We start from the raw sequence: 19,836 nt of genomic DNA, 5'->3' as shown, positions 1-19,836 counted from the left end.
CCTATCTCAGCTTGAGGGTCGACAGGCCCACCAGCGCCAGGATGACGGCGATGATCCAGAAGCGGATCACCACCTGGCTTTCGGTCCAGCCGAGCTTTTCGAAATGATGATGGATAGGCGCCATCAGGAAGACGCGCTTGCCGGTCATCTTGAAGTAGCCGACCTGGATGATGACCGACAGGATTTCCACGACGAACAATCCGCCGACGATGACCAGCACGATTTCGTGCTTGGTGGCGACCGCGACCGTACCGATCAGGCCACCCATGGCCAGCGAACCGGTGTCGCCCATGAAGATCGCTGCCGGTGGCGCGTTGAACCAGAGGAAGCCTAGGCCGGCGCCGATGACGGCGCCAAGCACGACAGCCAGCTCGCCGGTGCCGGGCACGAAATGAATCTGCAGATATTCGGCGAACACCGCATTGCCGGAGAGGTAGGCAATAACGCCGAAGGATGCCGCCGCGATCATGATCGGCACGATCGCCAGCCCGTCGAGGCCATCGGTCAAATTCACCGCATTGCCGGCGCCGACAATGACGAAGCAGGAGAACGGCACGAAGAACCAGCCGAGATTGATGATGAATTCCTTGGCGAAGGGGAAAGTCAGCGACGATGAGAACGGCGCCTGGCCATTATGCATGATCGCCCAGGCGGCGATGCCGGCGATGACGAATTCCAACGCCAGCCGCGCCTTGCCGGAAAAGCCGAGATGCGACTGCTTGGTTACCTTGAGATAGTCGTCGTAAAAGCCGATCGAACCGAAGCCCAGCGTCACCAAGAGCACCACCCAGACATAGATCGAGGAGAGGTTCGCCCATAGAAGCGACGAGCCGACGATGCCGCACAGGATCATCAGCCCGCCCATGGTCGGCGTGCCGGCCTTCTTGAAATGCGTCTGCGGGCCATCGGCGCGGATCGGCTGGCCCTTGCCTTGCCGCAGCCTAAGCGAATTGATGATGGTCGGCCCGAAGATGAAGACGATCAGCGCCGAGGTGATCAGCGCACCGCCGGTGCGGAAAGTTATGTAGCGGAAGACATTGAAGACCGAGACCTTGTCCGCAAAATCGACGAGCAATGTAAACATGCGATTCCGTCCCCCGGACTAGTTCTGTTTCGTGCCTGCGGCTTCCGCCGGATATTTGCCGAGCAAGGCCTCGACCAGCTTTGAAAAGCCGATGCCTTTCGACGATTTGATCATCACAACGTCGCCGGCCTTCAGCGTCGACAACAACAGCGGCTTCAATTCCTCGGCGCCGGCGCGGTATTCCGTTTTGATCTCGTCGGGCAGGATGTCTGCCAGCGCCCGCATTTCCGGGCCGCCGAGAAAGACCGTGTGCGTGCCGGTCCCGACGATCAATTCGGCCAGGGCTGCATGCAGCTTGGCCGAATGGTCGCCGAGCTCGAGCATGTCGCCGAGCACGGCGATGCGCCGGCCCTCGCCCGTGACAGGCGTCGCGTTGAGCAGCGCCATGGCAGCAGCCATCGAGGCCGGATTGGCGTTGTAGCTCTCGTCGATCAGTGTGATCGGTCCCTTAGGATGGCGCAGGACATGGCGCTTGCCACGGCCACGCTCCGCAGAGAGATCGGCCAGCGCTTCCGCCACCTTTGTGATGTCAGCTTCAACGAGATGCGCCGCGCCAAGAACGGCGAGCACATTCTGCACCATGTGGCGGCCAGGCGCGCCGATCCGGGCAACGACATCCTGACCGCCGATCCTGGCGGTGATATCGGAATGACCGGCATGCAGCTCGCATTTGGTCAGCTTGTAAGTCGACCGTGCATTCTCGCCGAAGCCAAAGACATGTTCGACGCCGGCGGCCCGCGCCATCTTGTCGAGCAGCTTCCAGCGCGCATCGTCGCGGTTGAGCAAGGCCGCACCGCCGGGCTCGATGCCTTCAAAAATCTCGGCCTTGGCCTTGGCGATCTCGTCGAGATTTCTAAAGAAGCCGAGATGCGCGGCGGCGATCATCGTGACGATGGCCACATGTGGCCGGACCATCTTGACCAACGGCCGGATCTCGCCGGGATGGTTCATGCCGATCTCGAACACCGCATAGTCGCAATCGCCGGGCATGCGCGCCAGCGTCAGCGGCACGCCCCAATGATTGTTGAAGGACTGCGCCGAAGCATGCACCGTGCCGACGGCCGACAGCACATGACGCAGCGCCTCCTTGGTGGTGGTCTTGCCGGCCGATCCGGTCACCGCGATGATTTTTGCGCTGGAACGGGCGCGGGCGGCAACACCGAGTTTCTCCAGTGCTGCCAGCACATCCTGCACGACGATCATCGGCGCCGTCAGCCGCCCAAGCGACGGCAATTTGCCCTCGGCGACGACCAGAACGCCGGCGCCGGCCTTGATCGCCGCGGTCGCGAAGTCATGGCCGTCCATCGCCTCGCCCTTGATGGCGAAGAAGGCGTCGCCCGGCTGCAGGCTGCGGCTGTCGATCGAGATCCCCGAAATTCCCTCCGGCATCGGCCCGAGCGGCCGACCGCCCATGGCGTCGACCAGCGCCTCGGAAGTCCAGAGCACGCTCATGCGGCCCGCTCCCGCAGCGCCGACCGGACTTCTTCGTGGTCGGAGAACGGAAAAGTCTCGGCGCCGATGGTCTGGCCCTCTTCATGGCCCTTGCCTGCAACGATCAGCGTATCGCCCGCTTTCAGCATGGCGACCGCTTCGTGGATCGCCTTGCGGCGGTCGCCGATTTCAATGGCGCCGGGTGCGGCTGCCAGGATCGCGGCACGGATCGTTTCCGGCACTTCCGAGCGCGGATTGTCGTCGGTGACGATGACGACATCGGCGAGCCGCGTGGCGATTCCGCCCATGATCGGCCGCTTGCCCCGGTCGCGGTCGCCGCCGCAGCCGAACACGACGATGACGCGGCCGGTGGTGAATGGGCGCACGGCGGCCAGTACATTTTCCAGCGCATCCGGCTTGTGGGCATAGTCGACATAGACGGGCGCGCCATTGGCGGTGGCGCCGACAAGGTCGAGCCGTCCCGGTGCCCCCTGAAGTTTCTCTAATGCCATCAAAGCTTTGGCGACCGGCGTTCCAGTGGAAATGGCCAGCCCGGCCGAAACCAGGGCATTGGCGATCTGGAAGTCACCTGCGAGCGGCAGGTCGATCTCGTAGAGCACGCCGTCGGCTTCGACCTCGGCGCGCTGGCGGTGGCGCTCGTGCTCGACCCGCTTCAGGCGCAGGAAATCGCCATGGCGGCCGACCGTCAGCACCTTGAGCCCGGCGGCCTGCGCAGCCTGGATGGTCGGCGCCGACCACGGATCGTCGGCAAAGATGACCGCTGGCGCGCCTTTCGGCAGCAGCGTGTCGAACAGGCGCAATTTGGCGCGATGGTAGTCCTCGACCGTCGGATGATAGTCCATATGGTCGCGGCCGAGATTGGTGAAACCGCCCGCGGCGAGCTTGACGCCATCAAGGCGGCGCTGGTCGAGACCATGGCTGGAAGCCTCCATCGAGGCGTGGGTGACGCCGGCCTCCGCCAATTCCTTGAGCAACTGGTGCAAAGCCACTGGATCGGGTGTGGTCAACGAACCGTAGTCGTTGCGGCCCGGCGCCACCACGCCGGTGGTGCCAATGGACGCGGCGGCAAAGCCGGCCTGCTCCCAGATCTGCCTGGTGAAGGCGGCGACCGAGGTCTTGCCTGCGGTGCCGGTAACCGCAACCATGGTCTCCGGCTGGCTGCCGAAGAAACGTGCCGCGCTCAGCGCCAGCGCCAGGCGTGGGTCGTCGACGCTGAGCACCGGGACGGACAGGCCGGAAACGGCGCTGGCGTTGCCAACGACAACCGCCGCTGCGCCGCGCTTTGCCGCATCGGCGGCATAGGCCGAACCATCCGCCTTGCTGCCGGCGAGCGCGAAAAAGACCACGCCGGTCTTGACCGTGCGGGAATCCGACGAAATCCCGGTTACCTCCACATCGCGGGAAGATGTTCCCTCGACAGGCAGGATACCGGCTAAATCTCTCAGGTGCATCGAACCCCGTTTATCTCAACAAAATGGCGCGCAGTTGCCGGCGCGCCCTAAGAATCACTGATAGGAAACCAGCGTTGCGCCATTTTCATGGCTGAAATCTGGCTTCACGCCAAGCATGGCGGCTGCCCGCCTGATGATGTTTCCGGCCATGACACCCGCATTGTTGGCGGCGACGTCGGTCATTCCGGGCTTTTCCGGGTGCGGAGCGTCAGCGATCGTAAACACCAGATACTGCGGATCGTCCATCGGGAAGGCGGCGACGAAGGTGTTGAAATTCAGTTCCTTCGAGTAGCGGCCATTGATCACCTTCTCGGCGGTTCCGGTCTTGCCGCCAACGCGGTAGCCGGGGGCCCTGGCGTTTCTGGCCGAGCCTTTCTCGGCATTGAGCGTGTAGAGGTAGCGCATGCCCTCCACAGTCTTTTCGCTGACCACTCTCTTGGCCACCGCCATGGCATCCTGCTCGCTGCGGACCAGGAAAGTCGGCGGGATCAAATAGCCCTGCATCAGCGCCGCGCAGCCGACGGCGGCCTGCAGCGGCGTCGTCGACACACCATGGCCGAAGGCGATGGTGAAGGAGTTGACCTGTTTCCAGACCTTCGGTTCGGTCGGGCGCGCGACCTCAGGCAGTTCGGTCTGCATCCTGTCCAGAAGGCCAAGGCGATGCAGGAATTCGCGGTGCCCCTCGATGCCGACCATTTCGGCCTCACGGGCCGATCCGATATTGGAGGAGTAAAGGAACACCTCCGGCAATGACAGCACGCGGTTCTTGCCATGGAAATCGTGGATGGCCTGATGGCCGACCCGGATCGGATGCGAGGCGTCGAAACGGCTGTTCATATTCGCCTTGCCGGAATCGAGCGCCATGGCCGAGGTAAAGCTCTTGAAGGTCGAGCCCATCTCGTAGAGGCCGGCCGACATGCGGTTCAGCCGATCCTTGTCCTGCGCATTGAAGGGATTGTTCGGATCGAAATCCGGCACCGAGGCCATCGCCACCACTTCGCCGGTCTTGATGTTGAGCACGACGGCGCCGGCGCCCATGGCGCGATAGCGCTCGAGGCCGGCGGCAATCTCGTCGCGCACCACATGCTGGACGCGCAGGTCGATCGACAGCTGAACCGGCTTCAGATCCTTGGCGATCGCAAGGCCTGAGGCCTGCAGGTCGCTCAGGCCCTGCTCGTCAATGTATTTCTCCATGCCGGAGATGCCCTGATTGTCGATGTTGGTGAGGCCGACAATGTAGGACGAGGTCACGCCGGCCGGATAGAAGCGGCGCTTTTCGGTGCGAAAGCCGATTCCGGGAATGCCGAGCTGCATGATGTCGGCCTGCTGCTTGGGCGTCAGCTGCCGCTGCAGCCAGACGAAGCCGGCGCCGCTCTTCAGCTTGTGATAGGTCTGCTCGGGGTCGATATCTGGCAGAATGGTCGACAGCTTTTCGATCGCCTCGTCGGCATCGACGATGCGGCGCGGCTCGGCAAACAGCGATGCCGTCTTGATGTCGGTCGCCAGCACCTCGCCGTTGCGGTCGACGATGTCGGGACGCGACGCCGTCACCCGGCTTTGCGGCCCATTCGACATGTCGGGGGACTGGAAACCGAGATAGACCAGCCGCCCGGCGATGGTCGAATAAATGCCGAAGAACACCGCCATCGTCATCACGATGCGGGTCTTGGCCTTGCCGCCGGTCGCCTTGCGCGCGCCTTCGACCACGATGGAGCCGTCCTCGCCGGTCCGTGCGCGGCGCTTCAGCAATTTGCCGACCGACGGAAGTTTGGCGCGCATTGGAAATCCAGCGATCATTGGACGATGGCTCCGGTCACCACGGGATCCTTGTCGGCTGGTCCTTTGCCGGAATTGTCGGCCATGCCGCCAAGCCGCTGCGACGACAGGTCCTCGATGTTGAGCGGTTTTGCCGGCAGGTCGTCGAGCCCGACGATCTGCCGCGCATTGACCGGCTCGAGTGCGAGCTGCGATTTGTAGATTTCAGCCAGCTTCTGCAGGCGCGACGGCTGGGTCAGCAGGCTCCAGTCGGCCTTGAGCAGGTCGATCGTGTCCTCCTCATAGCGGATCTGCGCCTCGATCTTCTGCACCGAAGCCAGCTGTTCCTCGGCCTCGCGCTTGGCCTTGTAGGTCAGAGCCGCGGCCGAGACCATGACGGCGATCAGGACTATGTCGCTGGTTCGAAACACGTATTCACCTCTCTCGCGGCGCCTGGATGCCGGGAAGTTTTGGAAGGCCGAAAATGGTGAGATCCCCGGCGCGCGCCGGCGCCTCGGTGCGGATGGCGGCGCGCAGCCTGGCCGAGCGCGCCCGCGGATTGGCAGCGACCTCCGCATCGCCTGCCGTCACGCCGCCACCGGCCTTGCGGAAGGTCGCGGTGCGCGCATGCGCCTCGGGCAAATGACGTGAGCCGGTGGCGACGTCGGCGCGGTCGGCGATGAACCGCTTGACGATGCGGTCTTCCAGCGAATGGAACGTCACCACAGCAAGCCGCCCGCCGGGCTTCAATACCCGCTCGGATGCCATTAGGGCTTTGGCCAATTCGCCCAGCTCGTCATTGACGAAAATGCGCAGCGCCTGGAAGACGCGGGTGGCCGGATGAATCTTGTCCTTCGGCGCGCGGCCGATATGCGTTTCGATGGCGTCGGCGAGATCGAGCGTGCGCTCGAACGGACGTTTTTCGCGGCGTGACTCGATCATGCGGGCAATGCGGCCGGCATTCCGCTCTTCGCCGAGGAAGCCGAAGATGCGGGCAAGGTCGCCTATCTTGAACGAATTGACGACGTCGGCAGCACTCAAGCCCGCCTGCGCCATGCGCATGTCGAGCGGGCCGTCGGTGCGGAACGAAAAGCCGCGCTCGGGCTGGTCGACCTGCATGGAGGAAATGCCGATGTCGAGGACAACGCCGTCGGCGCTTTCGACCTGCTCGTCCAGCGTCGAAAATGGCGCCTGCACCAGCCTTAGCCTGCCGCCGGATTGCTGTTCCAGGCCGCGCCCGGCGGCAATCGCATCGGGATCGCGATCGATCGCCACCACCGAGGCGCCGCTCGCCAAGATCGCCTTGGTGTAGCCGCCGGCGCCAAACGTGCCGTCGACGATCACATCGCCGGCTTTGGGTGAGAGCGCCTCCAGCACTTCGGCGAGGAGGACCGGAATGTGGCGGACCGGTCCGCCAACGGCGCTGAGATCATCGCCGTGATCCGCCATCATTCCGGCCGCTCCCCAGCCTTGGCCTCGTGAGCCTTCGTCCCCTGCCGAAGCTGCAAAAGCCGAGCGCGCGCCTGCGCCCCATAGGCGGCCAGCCGTCCAGGCTCCCAAACTTGAAAGAAATTGCCACGGCCGACAAAGGCCACTTCGCTCGTGATGCCCGTATGCTCGCGGATGAAATCGCTCATCGTGATGCGGCCATCCTGATCGAGCTTCAGGAACGTCCCGTCGCCATGGCAGAAGAACGACATATCGTCCGCCGTCTGCAAAAAAGGGTCTTCCAGCGCGATGCGCTGCTCGTAGCGGTCGAGCAGATCGAGCCCGCCGACATCCATCGCAGGCACGTCCAGGCCGCGCAGCGCATAGAGTTCCGAATAGCCGCGCTTCTGCACGACCGCGCGGAAATGCGCCGGAACGGAGACCCGCCCCTTCGCATCGATCCTGTTCACCGCGCTTGACAGAAACCGGTCCATGACACGCTGCAGCCGCTTCCGCCGCCGCACCCCTCTCCATGTTTTCGTCCGCGCCGAAGCGCGTCCCCTGCCGAAAATCCGCTTCGCTCCCAGCGGCAAAACGCCGCAAACGAACAGCCGCCGCGGCTGCCCGATTGGCGTACGCTTTACCCTGACGCGGAACGAAGGCTTTGGTATCGAGATGGGATATCATGGGGCACTATGGGCGTCAACGGGAACAGGCTTCACATACGCGCGCGCCACAACCGGTGAGAGCAGCTCTGACAACACTCCCGTCTTTATCTCCCATTAAGCCTAACGAACCGTTTAGAGCGGGCTGGCCCAAGCGGAAGCGGCTTGCCGCGCATCACTGCCGCGAATAGCGTCGTCAGTCTTTTCGCTGAGCAACAAGGTCAGAAATCCATGTCCGAAACAGCCAGGTCCCGCGCGGCCTCCCTTGCCCATCTGCGTCGCGACGGACTTGCCAAAGGCGACCCCATCCCATTGCCGCTGACCATGGCCGCTATTTTCCACAACCCGGGCGACGGCGCCGGCTACAGCCAGTACGGCCGTTACAGCAACGCCACCTGGGATGCAGTCGAGCACATGCTGGCGCATCTCGAAGACGCGCCATGCGTCGGCTTCCCCTCAGGAATGGCGGCAATCTCGGCGGTGTTTTTCGGCCTGTTGAAATCCGGCGACCGCGTGCTTTTGCCTTCGGACGGCTACCATGCCACACGCGCGCTGGCCGAACGTTTCCTCAAGCCCTTCGGCGTCGCCTATGATCTGCGGCCGACAGCTACATTCCTCGACGGCGGCTTCGACGGCTACCGCCTTGTCTACGTTGAAACCCCGTCAAATCCGCGATTGGACATTTGCGACATCACAGCGGTCGCCGAGGCCGCGCACCAAGCGGGCGCGATCGTCGTCGTCGACAACACCACGATGACGCCGTTCGGCCAGCGCCCGCTCGATCTCGGCGCCGACATCGTCGTTGCTGCCGACACCAAGGCGGCCAACGGGCATTCCGACGTGCTGTTCGGCCATGTCGCCAGCCGCAATCCAGACATCATCGCGGGCGTCACCGGCTGGCGCGAGACCGCGGGCGGCATTCCCGGCCCGTTCGAGGCTTGGCTGGTGCATCGCGGCCTGGAGACGCTGGAGGTACGCTTCGACCGCATGTGTTCTTCTGCCGAGGTGATCGCGAAGCGCCTGAAAAACCATCGCGCCGTTAGCGGCTTGCGCTACCCCGGGCTGGAGGGCGACCCGTCGCACAACCTCGCCCGGGCGCAGATGGAGCGCTTCGGCTTCCTCATGTCCTTCGAACTCCTCTCCCAGGAAAAGGCCGAGGATTTCATCAACAACTGCACGCTGATGCAGGCGGCAACGTCGTTCGGGGGTGTCCACACCTCCGCCGAGCGGCGGGCCAAGCGAGGAGATTCGGTTCCGCCCGGCTTCGTGCGCCTGTCGGTGGGCTGCGAGCCGGTGGAAGAACTCTGGCAGGCGATCGAGGCATCGCTGGACAAGATCGGCATCTGAGCTGGCGGTTAGGTCACCAAGTCATCGGCGCCAATATCGCGCCTGCCGTGCAAAACGCGGACGATCTCGATCGCGTCTTCGCCCATGCGATACAGAGTGACATATTCGCCGACGATCAGATGACGAATGCCGGGCGCGATATCATCGCGCGGCGCACCTGAGAACGGGTGCAAGGTGAGCAGTGTCCAGCGCCTCTCCAAAGCGTCCACAAGGCGCATGGCTCCCTTTGGGCTATGTTCCGCAATGTAGTCACCGATGCCTTCGACATCTGATATCGCCTGAGGAAGCAGCCGATATTTCACTCTTCCGAGCCTGCAGCTTCCGACATCCTGTGATATTTGGCTCGCAGCCGGTCCATGAAGGGGTGGCCGTCCACCGCCGGTCCGCTGTCGATCCCCTCCTGAACCAGCCTGCGCAATTCCTCGACCGTGTAGCCGAGAAGATCGCGGCGGTCTTTCCATTGCCGCAGCGCATCACGGATGACTTCGCTGGCCGAGGCATATTCGCCGGCGGCCACGACATCGTCGACCGCCGCCGCCAGTTCCGGCGAAAGCGTGATGCTGCGTTTGTCGACGTGACCCATGATGCGCTCCTGATCAAACCATGACAATCATGGTACGATTAAATCGTACCAGCTTCAAGGATGCGTTTGTCTCGACCCCAGCATGCGTACTTGATTCAATCGCTCAAGCACCTGAATCGCCAGCTGCGCCCGAAGGCGCAGACTGCTGATCCAAAGGATTAATCGCGATATGGGGGAGAAATTGCCAGCTGGCCTGTAAGCCGGGTTTTGTATGGCCCTCGCCCCTTTCGGGGCGAGAACGTGGCGGCCATTCATCTTGGGCGCATGTTGCCATCCGCCTCACGCAACCTACCCGGACGGTGAGCCGGAAACAGCCCTCGAAGGTTTCCCCTCGCACCGTCCCTATTCGGTCTTGCTCCCGGTGGGGTTTACCGTGCCGCTCCTGTTGCCAGTCGCGCGGTGGGCTCTTACCCCACCCTTTCACCCTTGCCCCGATAAATCGTGGCGGTTTGCTTTCTGTGGCACTTTCCCTGGGGTCGCCCCCGCCGGCCATTAACCGGCACCGTGTTTCCATGGAGCCCGGACTTTCCTCACCCGCAGCCTTTCGGCTTTGCGGGTGCGGCCGCCCGGCCAGCTGGCAGAGCGTATAAAGGGGTTCACGTTCCAAAACGCAAATGAAAAAGCAGACTTATGCCGGCGATCCCAATGCCGCCAACTGCACCTTGACCTTGCCGCAATAGGCCGCCGACACCGGGTTCATCCGCGTCGCGGCATGGCCGGCATTGTATTTCAGGATCGTGCCGCAGGTGGTGCCGCCGCCGAGATTGCGCGCCATGGCAAGGTACTTCATGCCGTATTTGATGTTGGTGTCGGGATCGAACAGACCCTTGGCCGAGCCGCTATACCCCATCATCCGCGCCGTTGCCGGCTTGATCTGCATCAGGCCGATTTCACCCGCGCTGCCGACGATGTTCGGCCGGTAGTTGCTCTCGATCTTGATGACCGCCTGGGCCAGCGACACCGGCACGCCTTCGGCCGCAGCATAGCGGGCAATGATTGCCGAATACTGGTCGCCAAGCGCGGCTGCCGCAGTCGACTCCGCAGCGGTGCTTGGGCGGATCGATGCGGTCGTCGTCAGGTCGACGCTCTTCCTGTTGCGCTTAAAATGCCTCTTGGCCGTGGCTTTTCTGGCCTTCACCACGGCTGCTTTGCGCACATTCGCGGTGGTTGCTCTTTTTGTTTTTGGGTTTGCTTTCGTCATGGTGGCCTTGGCGGGTGCGGCGATGAAGCCCTGGTCAGCCCTCTGGCTCAGTGGTGCGGCATCGGCCGTGCTGAAGGTAAAAGTCATTACGCCGGCAGCAATAGCTGCCGTTACAACGGTCAATTTCTGCATGTGGTCCCGTTCTGTTTGGCCGCGCGAAGATCTTCACGCAGCAACGCCTAATCAATATCGGAGCATCCGGGGGGCTGGAGGTCCGATAACTTGCACGAACCGCCTTTGAGGGCGGAATTTGTGTCGAACAAGGCGAGGCAATTCACTTTCAGTGACAGGCTGTAACTTGAATATCAGAAAAAGATTATTTAGAGGCAACTGACGTAAGGGAAGTCAGCAGGCTTTGCAGCGTGCTAGACGTAGAGCCGTCGGCGACACCATCCACCAGGCGCGGTCGGAAATGCCGCTGAAAAGCTTCGACGACGATTTCGGTCTGGCGGTCGAAGACACCTGATATCTCGACGCCATAGCCATAGAGCGCCAGCATCGACTGCAGTGTCTCGACCTCGGCGCCGGTATCGCCGGCTTTCAGCGCCGCGCCGCGCCGGACCGGCGCCGCAGGCACGAGATGGCCGACCCCGGCCGCAAACAGCGCCTTCCAAGGGAATTTCTCGCCCGGGTCGATCTTGCGCCCCGGCGCGATGTCGGAATGGGCAAGCACCCTTTGCGCCGTAATGGAATGGCGTTCGATGATACCAAGGCAAAGCCCGATCACCGCTTCCACCTGCCGCTTGGGAAAGGCCGAATAGCCGAGCGAATGGCCGGGATTGACGATTTCGATGCCGACCGAACAGGAGTTGATGTCGCGACGACCGAACCAGGAACTTGCACCGGCATGCCAGGCGCGGTCGCTTTCGCGCACCATCTGGATGATGCGGCCATCCTCATGGACGAGGTAGTGCGACGAGACTTCGCTTGCGGGGTCGCACAACCAGGCTTCCGCGGCAGCACCAGTCGCCATGCCGGTATAGTGCAGCACGATCATATCGGGCCTGAGCGTTTCGCGCCGCGGGCCGAAATTCGGCGATACCCTGACCTCCGCGCTTGGCTCGTCGGGCGAGAAGCCGGTCATGCGTGCCTGAGGCCCCGCTCGATCATTTCATAGGCCGCGTTGATAGCCGCGACCCTGGTCGTTGCAATCTTGATGAATTCCTGCGGCAGGCCGCGCGCGATCAGGCGGTCCGGATGATTGTCGGAGACCAGCTTGCGGTACCGCTTCCTGACCTCCTCGAACGGCTTGCCGCGCTCAATGCCGAGCACGATATAGGGATCGCCGGCCCCGAGATTGACGTGCCTGGCCAGGATGGCTTCGTAGTGCACCTCGTCGATGCGAAAAATCTCGGCAATACGGTGCAGGAAAACGCCTTCGCGCTCATGCACCAGCCCGTCCGCCTTGGCGATGTGGAACAGACCGTCGAGTATGTCTTCCAGCATGACGCAGTTCGAATGGCCCGAGCCGCACATCTGCGCCATACTCTCGGCATAGGTCTCGAACCCGGCGACGTCGCGCTTGGCCAGATCGTAAAGCCGCGCCACATTGCGGGTCTGTTCTCGCGGCACCTCAAATATTTCCTGGAACGCGCGAACCTCGTCCTGGGTGACGATGCCATCGGCCTTGGCCATCTTGGCTGACAGCGCAATCATTGCCACAGAGAAGGCGACGCGCCGGCGCAGATCGGCGTCACCGGAGAAAACCGTGCGCACGGCCTCGACCACATCGGCTACACCGGACGTGGCTGAAGATGAAACGCGGTTGATGAAGTCGCCGAGGCGATCCCAAATTGACATGAGCGCTTATTAGGGCCGCCGGCCATTGCTATCAAGCCAAGACAGCGCCGCAGAGTGGATCGATTTGCGCAAGCAACCGACGCGCCAGATCCCAAACCGTAGGAAAGAGCCGGTTCAAGGCCCTTGAGCCCCGAATCGACCTAAACGCAGGAAGGCCGGCGCGAAGCCGGCCTCCTCTCTCGTCACGTCAAAGTGACCGAGACTGCTGCTACTGCGCGGGGGCAGGAGCAGGTGTTGCCGGAGCCGGTTCTGCAGGCTTCGGTGCATCCGGCGTCGCCGGCTTCATGGGCTCGGCGGCTGGCGGATTGGTGCTCTGGGTGGTGGTGTTATCCGTACCGCTGTCGCTGCAGGCGGCAACGCCGAACAGGGCCAGGGCGGAAACGGAAGCAAGAATCAGCTTTTTCATGACATCTCTCCTTCAACACACGCTCACGTTGCGGTGAACGGTCGAAGGCAAAATGCATCAAACGGCCATGAGTTTCGTAACGTTGCGTTTCCTGATGTAACATCCGCGCACTATCGATTGCGAGCCGGGCGATGCCGAACTAACAGTCTGGACCCAAATGCAATGCCGGAGTTCTGCGTGGACAAGAAATGGGATTTTTGGATCGACCGCGGCGGCACCTTCACCGACGTGATCGGACGTGATCCGCAAGGGGGTTTGCATCCCAGGAAATTCCTGTCGGAAAATCCCGAAGCCTATCCCGACGCGGCCATAGCCGGCATCCGCGAGCTTCTGGGGCTGAAATCCGGCACCGCTATTCCTCCGGGCCTGGTCGGTGACGTCAAGATGGGTACCACCGTTGCCACGAATGCGCTGCTGGAGCGCAAGGGCGACCGTGTGCTTTTGCTCATCACCAAGGGCTTTCGCGACGCGCTGAAGATCGCCTATCAGGCGCGGCCGGACATCTTCGCCAAGGAGATCATCCTTCCCGAACAGCTCTACGAGCGAGTCATCGAGATCGACGAGCGTGTGCGCGCCAATGGCGAGGTCGAGCGCTTGCTCGACATCGCCGCCTGCCGGCCCGCCATCGAACAGGCGAAGGCCGACGGCATCGATGCGGTGGCCATCGTCTTCATGCATGCCTGGAAATATCCCGACCACGAGAAGGCGGTGGCGAAAGTCTGCCGCAAGATCGGGTTCAGCCAAGTCTCGGTCAGCCATGAAGTCTCGCCGCTGATCAAACTGGTCGGCCGCGGCGACACCACCGTGGTCGATGCCTATCTGTCGCCGATCCTGTCGCGCTATGTGCAAAGGGTGGCGGGAGAACTGGGCGCGACGCCAATCTCCCCACTTGTGGGGGGTGAGGAGCGGTCGGCCAAAGGCCGAGAAAAAGCTAACGATTTGGCTTTTTCAGCGACGAACGCCCGGAGCCATAGCGAAGGGCAGTCCGCAAAGCGGCCAGAGGGGGTCCTCTCGGAAGGCACCGCCAATGCGCTGAGCCCGGTCGATCCAACCCCACCCGGCGGCTCCGCCGCCACCCTCCCCTCGAGGGGGAGGGAAAACCCTCGCCTGATGTTCATGATGTCGTCGGGCGGGCTTACCGCCGCCGACATGTTTCAGGGCAAGGACGCGCTGCTGTCCGGCCCGGCCGGCGGTGTCGTCGGCATGGTCGAGACGGCGAAACTCGCCGGATTCGAGAAAGTCATCGGTTTCGACATGGGCGGCACCTCGACCGACGTCGCCCATTATGACGGCGAGTATGAGCGCGCCTTCGACACCGAGGTCGCCGGCGTGCGCATCCGCGCGCCGATGATGCGCATCCATACCGTCGCCGCCGGCGGCGGCTCGATCCTGCATTACGAAGCCGGCCGTTTCCGCGCCGGGCCGGATTCCGCCGGCGCCAATCCTGGCCCCGCCGCCTACCGGCGCGGCGGCCCGCTGGCCGTCACCGACGCCAATGTCATGCTGGGCAAGCTGCAGCCCGATTTCTTCCCGGCGATTTTCGGACCCGGCCAGGACCAGCCGCTGGACGTCGCCGCCGTGCATAAAAAATTCGCGGCGCTCGCCGCCGAAATCGGCGATGGCCGCACGCCGGAAGCCGTCGCCGAAGGGTTCGTTACCATCGCGGTGGAAAACATGGCCAATGCTATCAAGAAGATCTCCGTGCAGCGCGGCTACGATGTCACCGAATATCTCTTGAACTGTTTTGGCGGCGCCGGCGGCCAGCATGCCTGCCTGGTTGCCGACGCGCTCGGCATGGAGGCGGTACTGATCCACCCCTTCTCCGGTCTGCTCTCAGCCTATGGTATCGGCCTGTCGTCGGTTTTCGCGTCGCGCCAGCAGGCACTCCTGAAGCCGCTTGCCGAAGAATCCAGGACCGAGATCGGCAGCCTCATCGGCACGTTGAAAAAAGCCGTCATCGCCGAATTGGCAGCGCAAGGCATTGCGCAGGACAAGATTGCGGCAAAGCCGGTGCTGCACATCCGCTATGACGGCACCGACACCACGCTGCCGGTGAATTTCGAACAGGACTCTATCTTCCAGGCCAGGCGCGATTTCGAATTGGCCCACAAGGCGCAGTTCGGGTTCGTCTATGATGACAAGCCGATGATCGTCGAGACCGTTGGCGTGGAAGGCGCCGAGATCGTCGAGACCACGGCCGAAGCCGTTGCGCCCGCCGGACCGGCAATGGTTGAAGCGGGTGCGTCGGGAACGCGGCGCATCTACACCGAGGGCCGCTGGCATGAGGCCGGCATCCATCGCCGCGAAAACCTGCGCCCATCCAACCTGGTCGCAGGCCCCGCTTTGATCATCGAGCCGAACCAGACCATCGTCGTCGAGCCGGGCTGGCAGGCCGAAATCACCAACCTCAATCACGTCGTCATTCGCCGCACGGAACGGAAAGTTCGCACGGCTGCCCTCGGTACCGAAGCCGATCCGGTGATGCTGGAGGTCTTCAACAACCTCTTCATGTCGATCGCCGAGCAGATGGGCGTCACGCTGCAGAACACCGCCTATTCCGTCAACATCAAGGAAAGGCTGGACTTTTCCTGCGCCGTCTTCGACCGTCATGGAGCGCTGGTCGCCAACGCGCCGCACATGCCGGTGCATCTCGGCTCCATGGACCGCTCGGTCGAAACCATCATCCGGCTGAACTCCGGCGACATCCATCCCGGCGACGTCTTTGCGCTGAACGCCCCCTACAATGGCGGCACGCATTTGCCTGATATCACCGTGGTGACGCCGGTGTTTTCCCTCCCCCTTGAGGGGAGGGTGGCCGCGCAGCGGCCGGGTGGGGTCCTCTCAGAAGGCACCACAAGAGCGTCGAGCACTGCCGCAACGACCCCCTCCGGCGGCGCCGCCGCCACCTCCCCCTCAAGGGGGGAGGAGGTAATCTTCTACGTAGCCTCGCGCGGCCACCATGCCGACATTGGCGGCACGGCACCGGGCTCGATGACGCCGCTTGCCACCACGGTCGACGAGGAAGGCGTGCTGTTCGACAATTTCCGCGTTGTCGATCGTGGAAAATTCCGCGAGACGGAGTTGCAAACGCTGCTCACCGACCACCCCTACCCCGCCCGCAATCCGCACCAGAACATCGCCGATCTCAAGGCGCAGATCGCCGCGAACGAAAAGGGCGTGGCGGAATTACGCAAGATGGTCGGCCATTTCGGCCTCGATGTCGTCGAAGCCTATATGGGCCATGTCCAGGACAACGCCGCCGAAAGCGTGCGCCGCGTGCTGGAGCGGCTGCCCGATAGTTCCGAGTACGAATACCCGACCGACACCGGCCAGGTGATCAAGGTGAAGATTACCATCGATCGGCAAAAGCGCGAGGCGACCGTGGACTTCACCGGAACGTCGAAGGTCGAGAAGAACAATTTCAATGCGCCCGAGCCAGTCGCCCGCGCAGCCGTGCTCTATGCCTTCCGTGTCATGGTCGAGGACATGATCCCGATGAATGCCGGCTGCCTGCGGCCGATCAACATCATCATCCCCGACGGCTCGATGCTGAAGCCCGCCTACCCCGCCGCGGTCGTCGCCGGCAATGTCGAGACCTCGCAGCATGTCACCAACGCCCTGTTCGGCGCCATGGGTGCCATGGCCAATGCGCAAGGGACGATGAACAACCTGACCTTCGGCAACAAGCAGTACCAGTATTACGAGACCATCTGCTCCGGCTCGCCGTCAGGCCGGATGAACTCCGGCCGCGGCTTTGCCGGGACATCCGGCGTCCACACCCACATGACCAATTCGCGCCTCACCGACCCGGAGGTGCTGGAATTGCGCTTTCCCGTTTTGCTCGAGGATTTCCACATTCGCGAGGGCTCCGGCGGCAAAGGCAAATGGGATGCCGGTGACGGCACCAGGCGGACGATCCGTTTCCTCGAAAAGATGGAATGCGCCATCCTGTCCTCGCACCGCAACCGCCCGCCGCAAGGCCTCGATGGCGGCAGTGACGGCGAGGTCGGCTCGACCAAGGTCCGCCGCAACGACGGCAGCGTCGAGACGCTGAAGGCCTGCGACCAGACCGTGCTCGACGCCGGCGACGCCGTCATCCTGACGACGCCGACGCCGGGCGGGTTTGGCAAAGTGTGACGGGCAAGATAAAATAATCGGCCGCTTAGGCGGGGCAGGTGGGAAACGACGCGCGGACTGATGAGGAGTTAGCCCCCATATGGACGAGTATACGCGACTTCCGAACTATGATCCTGATTTCTGTCGAAGGGTCGCCAAGTGGGGAACTATAGTCTGTTTTTTGGGAGTTGTTGTAGAGGCGCTCATATTTTCGCTGGTTGGCCCAGCGCGGAGCAGTTGCCCTGGGTGGATCATTCACTACGTCGGTGGGCAACCCATACCACTAAGGTGATATTAGCACTAACACTGTTTCCTGCATTTTGGGGTTGCTTCCTTTTTCTACGATGGTGAAATTTTTCTAAGACACTGCATACTGCCGCTACAGGAACGTATGTACCGCCCTTCTCAAATCTCTTAGGTCACCCCAAGATCGATCCCTTCACATTCCCTCATGATCAAGTGTTTCGAACGGTGATCGTGTTGTGGTGCATATTCTGGACAAGCCATCTTTGGTTGATGCTCGCTCTCTGTACAAATACACTTGGCTATCTCGGCTTCAGCCGCTGATAAAATCATGAAACTGGGACACCGGAACCCACATTGGGGAAGCTCGCGTGCGCCTACGGATTGATCCTAGGCTCATAAAATACGAATCGACTCGCCCTCGATTTTCCAAGTCCACTGCCAGATGAGGTTGTGACGTTCCGGAGATCCGGGCGGCTTTCGCCGGGTTTGGCATGGAGACGGTCGATCTGCTTCTATAGCATGGCCGGCGGCAGAGGACTGCCTGCTAGGGAGTTGATCATCTCGGGGTGTAATAGAACCGACAGAGGCCGGCTGTTAGTGTTACCACTGAGTTCAGAAGCTACCGGAAAGTCTCGACAAATCTCAAAGTCCGCTAGGTCGGACCAGCGTCTTTCATTCATTAATTGGTGATGGTGCCCTTATGAAAATCGGAGAGTGGCCCGCGCCAATAAAAGACGTGTGGTCGAGACGTGTGGTTTTCGCACCTCGCGATTTCCAGATTAGGGCGTTCGGGGCTTCGCCGGTCAAATCTGGCTATTGGCGGCACAACGAGTTGCACATTTTTGCCTTCGGATCGGCAGAATTCGTGACGCAGGTCGCCAATTTTGATGTCCGATATGGATATCCCTTGCCGGGGATCACGTCGGACAGCCTTGGCGGCAGATCCATCGGTTTCGAGTTTAAGAATGCTCGCAGGATCTCCTTTCACGTCGGGCTGATCGACCAGTTTAGTCAGCCTATATTCGTGAACCCAGAACATGGTGGAGCGTTATCGGCGCTCATCTGGGACACGGGCATCAAGCTGCCAGTGTTCGGGGTGCCCGGCGTGCAGTTCCACGAGTATCGTATTCCAGGCGCGTTTGTTGCCAGGCTTGCGACCGGTTTCTCATGGGAGGAGGCGGCAACAGATTTCGATCTTATGCTCGCCAAGGCGATTTCGCCTTCTATCGAGCGCCGCAAATGACAACACTGAGCACCGAGGAGTTTAAGGCCTTTCAGGGCTTGGTGACCACCGATGACGGCTTCAAAGAGAAGGAATGCACTCAATACCTCCATGCCGCAACCGACTTTCTGCTCGGCAAAACTCCAGTCTCTTTGATCGAGCTCGGCCTCGAACAGCGAAGTCCTTACGGCCGAAGCGACTACATAATTGTCGCCGATCTAAAATCGAACGTGGGGGCTGTAGAGCGACACCTGATTTTCTTTGAGCTAAAGGCGCCGCAGTGCTTTTTGATGCAGCACGACGACTCTACCCGATATCGGCCGTCAAATGATCTGGTGAAGGCTGAAACCCAGCTTATCCACTATGTGCAGCAGGCCATGGGCGATCAAGTTTTGAAAGAGCGACATGGGGTCGTCACATCAGAAAATGTGTCAGCGGGCGGAATCATCATTGGCCGAGACGATCACATGGCCAATGTGAATACCGACGAGAAGCGTCGGGATGCTCATCTGTCGTTCAAACTTCGGCAGAGGGCCCTTTATCGGGAGTGGAATATCCTGACTTGGAATCGGATCTTGATTTTGTCGAACCCAAAGTTCATCCTAGGACTGACAATCGGACGGCTCCTAAGCATCCAATTCCAGCGGGTCGTGATCTGGCTGTTTGTGCATGTCACCCGCACTGGCCGCGACCGGCACCCGTAAGACCGAGCCTATTTGCGATCACATGGAGGCTGAGGTCTGACGAAGCCGGGGTCGGGGTCGGGAAAACGCAGGCGAGATAGACCACTCAGGGGCTAACCAAATGTCATGCCGGCGAAGAGCTGGTCTATGGTTTGCTTCATTCTCTCCCGGAAGGCTTCAGCCGACTGACCCTGCTCAACCGAGACGCCCGCACGATCTGCGGTTTGCAGCGCGGTAGTCCTAATCCGGTGAAGCGCGGCCTGTGCCTCGAGTGCGTTATTCCTCTGGCTACAAACCTCCGCGATCAATACGGCAACAGGATCTTTACAGCAGCCAAGTCTCGAACTTGATCTTCATTCATCATCGTAAGCCTCCGCACGCTCCATAGGATGCACCC

General features: G+C 61.8%; 17 protein-coding genes and 1 other RNA gene. 4 read left to right on the top strand and 14 right to left on the bottom strand.

Going from position 1 to position 19,836, the window contains the following annotated elements; genetic code table 11:
* Nucleotide 1 precedes the first annotated feature (1 nt).
* Genes mraY through mraZ form a run of 7 tightly spaced genes read right to left on the bottom strand, consistent with a single transcriptional unit; the run spans nt 2 to nt 7,664 of the window.
* Nucleotides 2-1,084 carry a phospho-N-acetylmuramoyl-pentapeptide-transferase gene (gene mraY / locus NKI35_RS19730; protein WP_023668273.1) on the bottom strand — a complete coding sequence of 361 codons (1,083 nt, stop codon included), beginning with the start codon at nt 1,082-1,084 and terminating at the stop codon, nt 2-4.
* An 18-nt stretch (nt 1,085-1,102) separates the two neighbouring features.
* Complete coding sequence (locus NKI35_RS19725) at nt 1,103-2,536, bottom strand: UDP-N-acetylmuramoylalanyl-D-glutamyl-2,6-diaminopimelate--D-alanyl-D-alanine ligase (protein WP_023749903.1); 1,434 nt, start codon at nt 2,534-2,536, stop codon at nt 1,103-1,105.
* Nucleotides 2,533-3,987 carry a UDP-N-acetylmuramoyl-L-alanyl-D-glutamate--2,6-diaminopimelate ligase gene (locus NKI35_RS19720; RefSeq protein WP_023733075.1) on the bottom strand — a complete coding sequence of 485 codons (1,455 nt, stop codon included), beginning with the start codon at nt 3,985-3,987 and terminating at the stop codon, nt 2,533-2,535. Before NKI35_RS19720 ends, NKI35_RS19725 begins: the two co-directional genes overlap by 4 nt.
* A gap of 54 nt (nt 3,988-4,041) precedes the next feature.
* On the bottom strand, nt 4,042-5,766 hold the full coding sequence (locus NKI35_RS19715) for a peptidoglycan D,D-transpeptidase FtsI family protein (RefSeq protein ID WP_023682141.1): 1,725 nt from the start codon (nt 5,764-5,766) through the stop codon (nt 4,042-4,044).
* A 14-nt stretch (nt 5,767-5,780) separates the two neighbouring features.
* Nucleotides 5,781-6,173: a cell division protein FtsL gene (gene ftsL / locus NKI35_RS19710; RefSeq protein WP_023682142.1), complete on the bottom strand. Its 393-nt coding sequence runs from the start codon at nt 6,171-6,173 to the stop codon at nt 5,781-5,783.
* A 4-nt stretch (nt 6,174-6,177) separates the two neighbouring features.
* The gene (gene rsmH / locus NKI35_RS19705) at nt 6,178-7,194 is read right to left on the bottom strand and encodes a 16S rRNA (cytosine(1402)-N(4))-methyltransferase RsmH (RefSeq protein ID WP_023733076.1); all 1,017 of its coding nucleotides are present in this window, start codon (nt 7,192-7,194) and stop codon (nt 6,178-6,180) included.
* Nucleotides 7,191-7,664 (bottom strand): division/cell wall cluster transcriptional repressor MraZ, encoded by a 474-nt coding sequence (mraZ, locus tag NKI35_RS19700; protein WP_023682144.1) that lies wholly within the window; start codon nt 7,662-7,664, stop codon nt 7,191-7,193. Before mraZ ends, rsmH begins: the two co-directional genes overlap by 4 nt.
* A gap of 402 nt (nt 7,665-8,066) precedes the next feature.
* Here mraZ and NKI35_RS19695 point away from each other — a divergent pair, with 402 nt between their 5' ends.
* Complete coding sequence (locus tag NKI35_RS19695; protein WP_352741283.1) at nt 8,067-9,182, top strand: cystathionine gamma-lyase; 1,116 nt, start codon at nt 8,067-8,069, stop codon at nt 9,180-9,182.
* Between the two features lie 8 nt (nt 9,183-9,190).
* On the opposite strand, the gene NKI35_RS19690 is transcribed toward NKI35_RS19695, so the two are convergent.
* The 7 genes from NKI35_RS19690 to NKI35_RS19660 form a co-directional block, all read right to left on the bottom strand.
* On the bottom strand, nt 9,191-9,484 hold the full coding sequence (locus NKI35_RS19690; RefSeq protein WP_023668265.1) for a type II toxin-antitoxin system RelE/ParE family toxin: 294 nt from the start codon (nt 9,482-9,484) through the stop codon (nt 9,191-9,193).
* Nucleotides 9,481-9,765, bottom strand: a complete 285-nt coding sequence (locus tag NKI35_RS19685; protein ID WP_352741282.1) for a type II toxin-antitoxin system ParD family antitoxin — start codon at nt 9,763-9,765, stop codon at nt 9,481-9,483. The genes NKI35_RS19690 and NKI35_RS19685 overlap by 4 nt, the downstream gene beginning before the upstream one ends.
* A 180-nt stretch (nt 9,766-9,945) precedes the next feature.
* An RNA gene (gene rnpB, locus NKI35_RS19680) (RNase P RNA component class A) lies at nt 9,946-10,343 on the bottom strand.
* A 50-nt stretch (nt 10,344-10,393) separates the two neighbouring features.
* The gene (locus NKI35_RS19675) at nt 10,394-11,098 is read right to left on the bottom strand and encodes a lytic transglycosylase domain-containing protein (RefSeq protein WP_352741281.1); all 705 of its coding nucleotides are present in this window, start codon (nt 11,096-11,098) and stop codon (nt 10,394-10,396) included.
* A 184-nt stretch (nt 11,099-11,282) separates the two neighbouring features.
* Complete coding sequence (locus NKI35_RS19670; protein ID WP_352741280.1) at nt 11,283-12,050, bottom strand: N-acetylmuramoyl-L-alanine amidase; 768 nt, start codon at nt 12,048-12,050, stop codon at nt 11,283-11,285.
* Nucleotides 12,047-12,766 carry a J domain-containing protein gene (locus tag NKI35_RS19665; protein ID WP_023739868.1) on the bottom strand — a complete coding sequence of 240 codons (720 nt, stop codon included), beginning with the start codon at nt 12,764-12,766 and terminating at the stop codon, nt 12,047-12,049. The genes NKI35_RS19670 and NKI35_RS19665 overlap by 4 nt, the downstream gene beginning before the upstream one ends.
* Before the next feature lie 208 nt (nt 12,767-12,974).
* Nucleotides 12,975-13,172, bottom strand: a complete 198-nt coding sequence (locus NKI35_RS19660) for a hypothetical protein (protein WP_023668260.1) — start codon at nt 13,170-13,172, stop codon at nt 12,975-12,977.
* Nucleotides 13,173-13,349: 177 nt separating this feature from the next.
* Here NKI35_RS19660 and NKI35_RS19655 point away from each other — a divergent pair, with 177 nt between their 5' ends.
* From NKI35_RS19655 to NKI35_RS19645, 3 genes are all read left to right on the top strand, one after another.
* A complete protein-coding gene (locus tag NKI35_RS19655) occupies nt 13,350-17,309 on the top strand; it encodes a hydantoinase B/oxoprolinase family protein (RefSeq protein WP_352741279.1) in 3,960 nt (1,319 codons plus the stop codon).
* A 925-nt stretch (nt 17,310-18,234) separates the two neighbouring features.
* Nucleotides 18,235-18,777: a hypothetical protein gene (locus NKI35_RS19650; protein ID WP_352741278.1), complete on the top strand. Its 543-nt coding sequence runs from the start codon at nt 18,235-18,237 to the stop codon at nt 18,775-18,777.
* On the top strand, nt 18,774-19,460 hold the full coding sequence (locus NKI35_RS19645; protein ID WP_352741277.1) for a Shedu anti-phage system protein SduA domain-containing protein: 687 nt from the start codon (nt 18,774-18,776) through the stop codon (nt 19,458-19,460). The genes NKI35_RS19650 and NKI35_RS19645 overlap by 4 nt, the downstream gene beginning before the upstream one ends.
* Nucleotides 19,461-19,836: the final 376 nt, after the last annotated feature.

The organism is Mesorhizobium sp. M0676 (assembly GCF_040320535.1).
Classification (GTDB): Bacteria; Pseudomonadota; Alphaproteobacteria; order Rhizobiales; family Rhizobiaceae; genus Mesorhizobium.
Note: the sequence above shows the minus strand (reverse complement) of the source record. Positions and strands in the feature narration are given on the sequence as shown.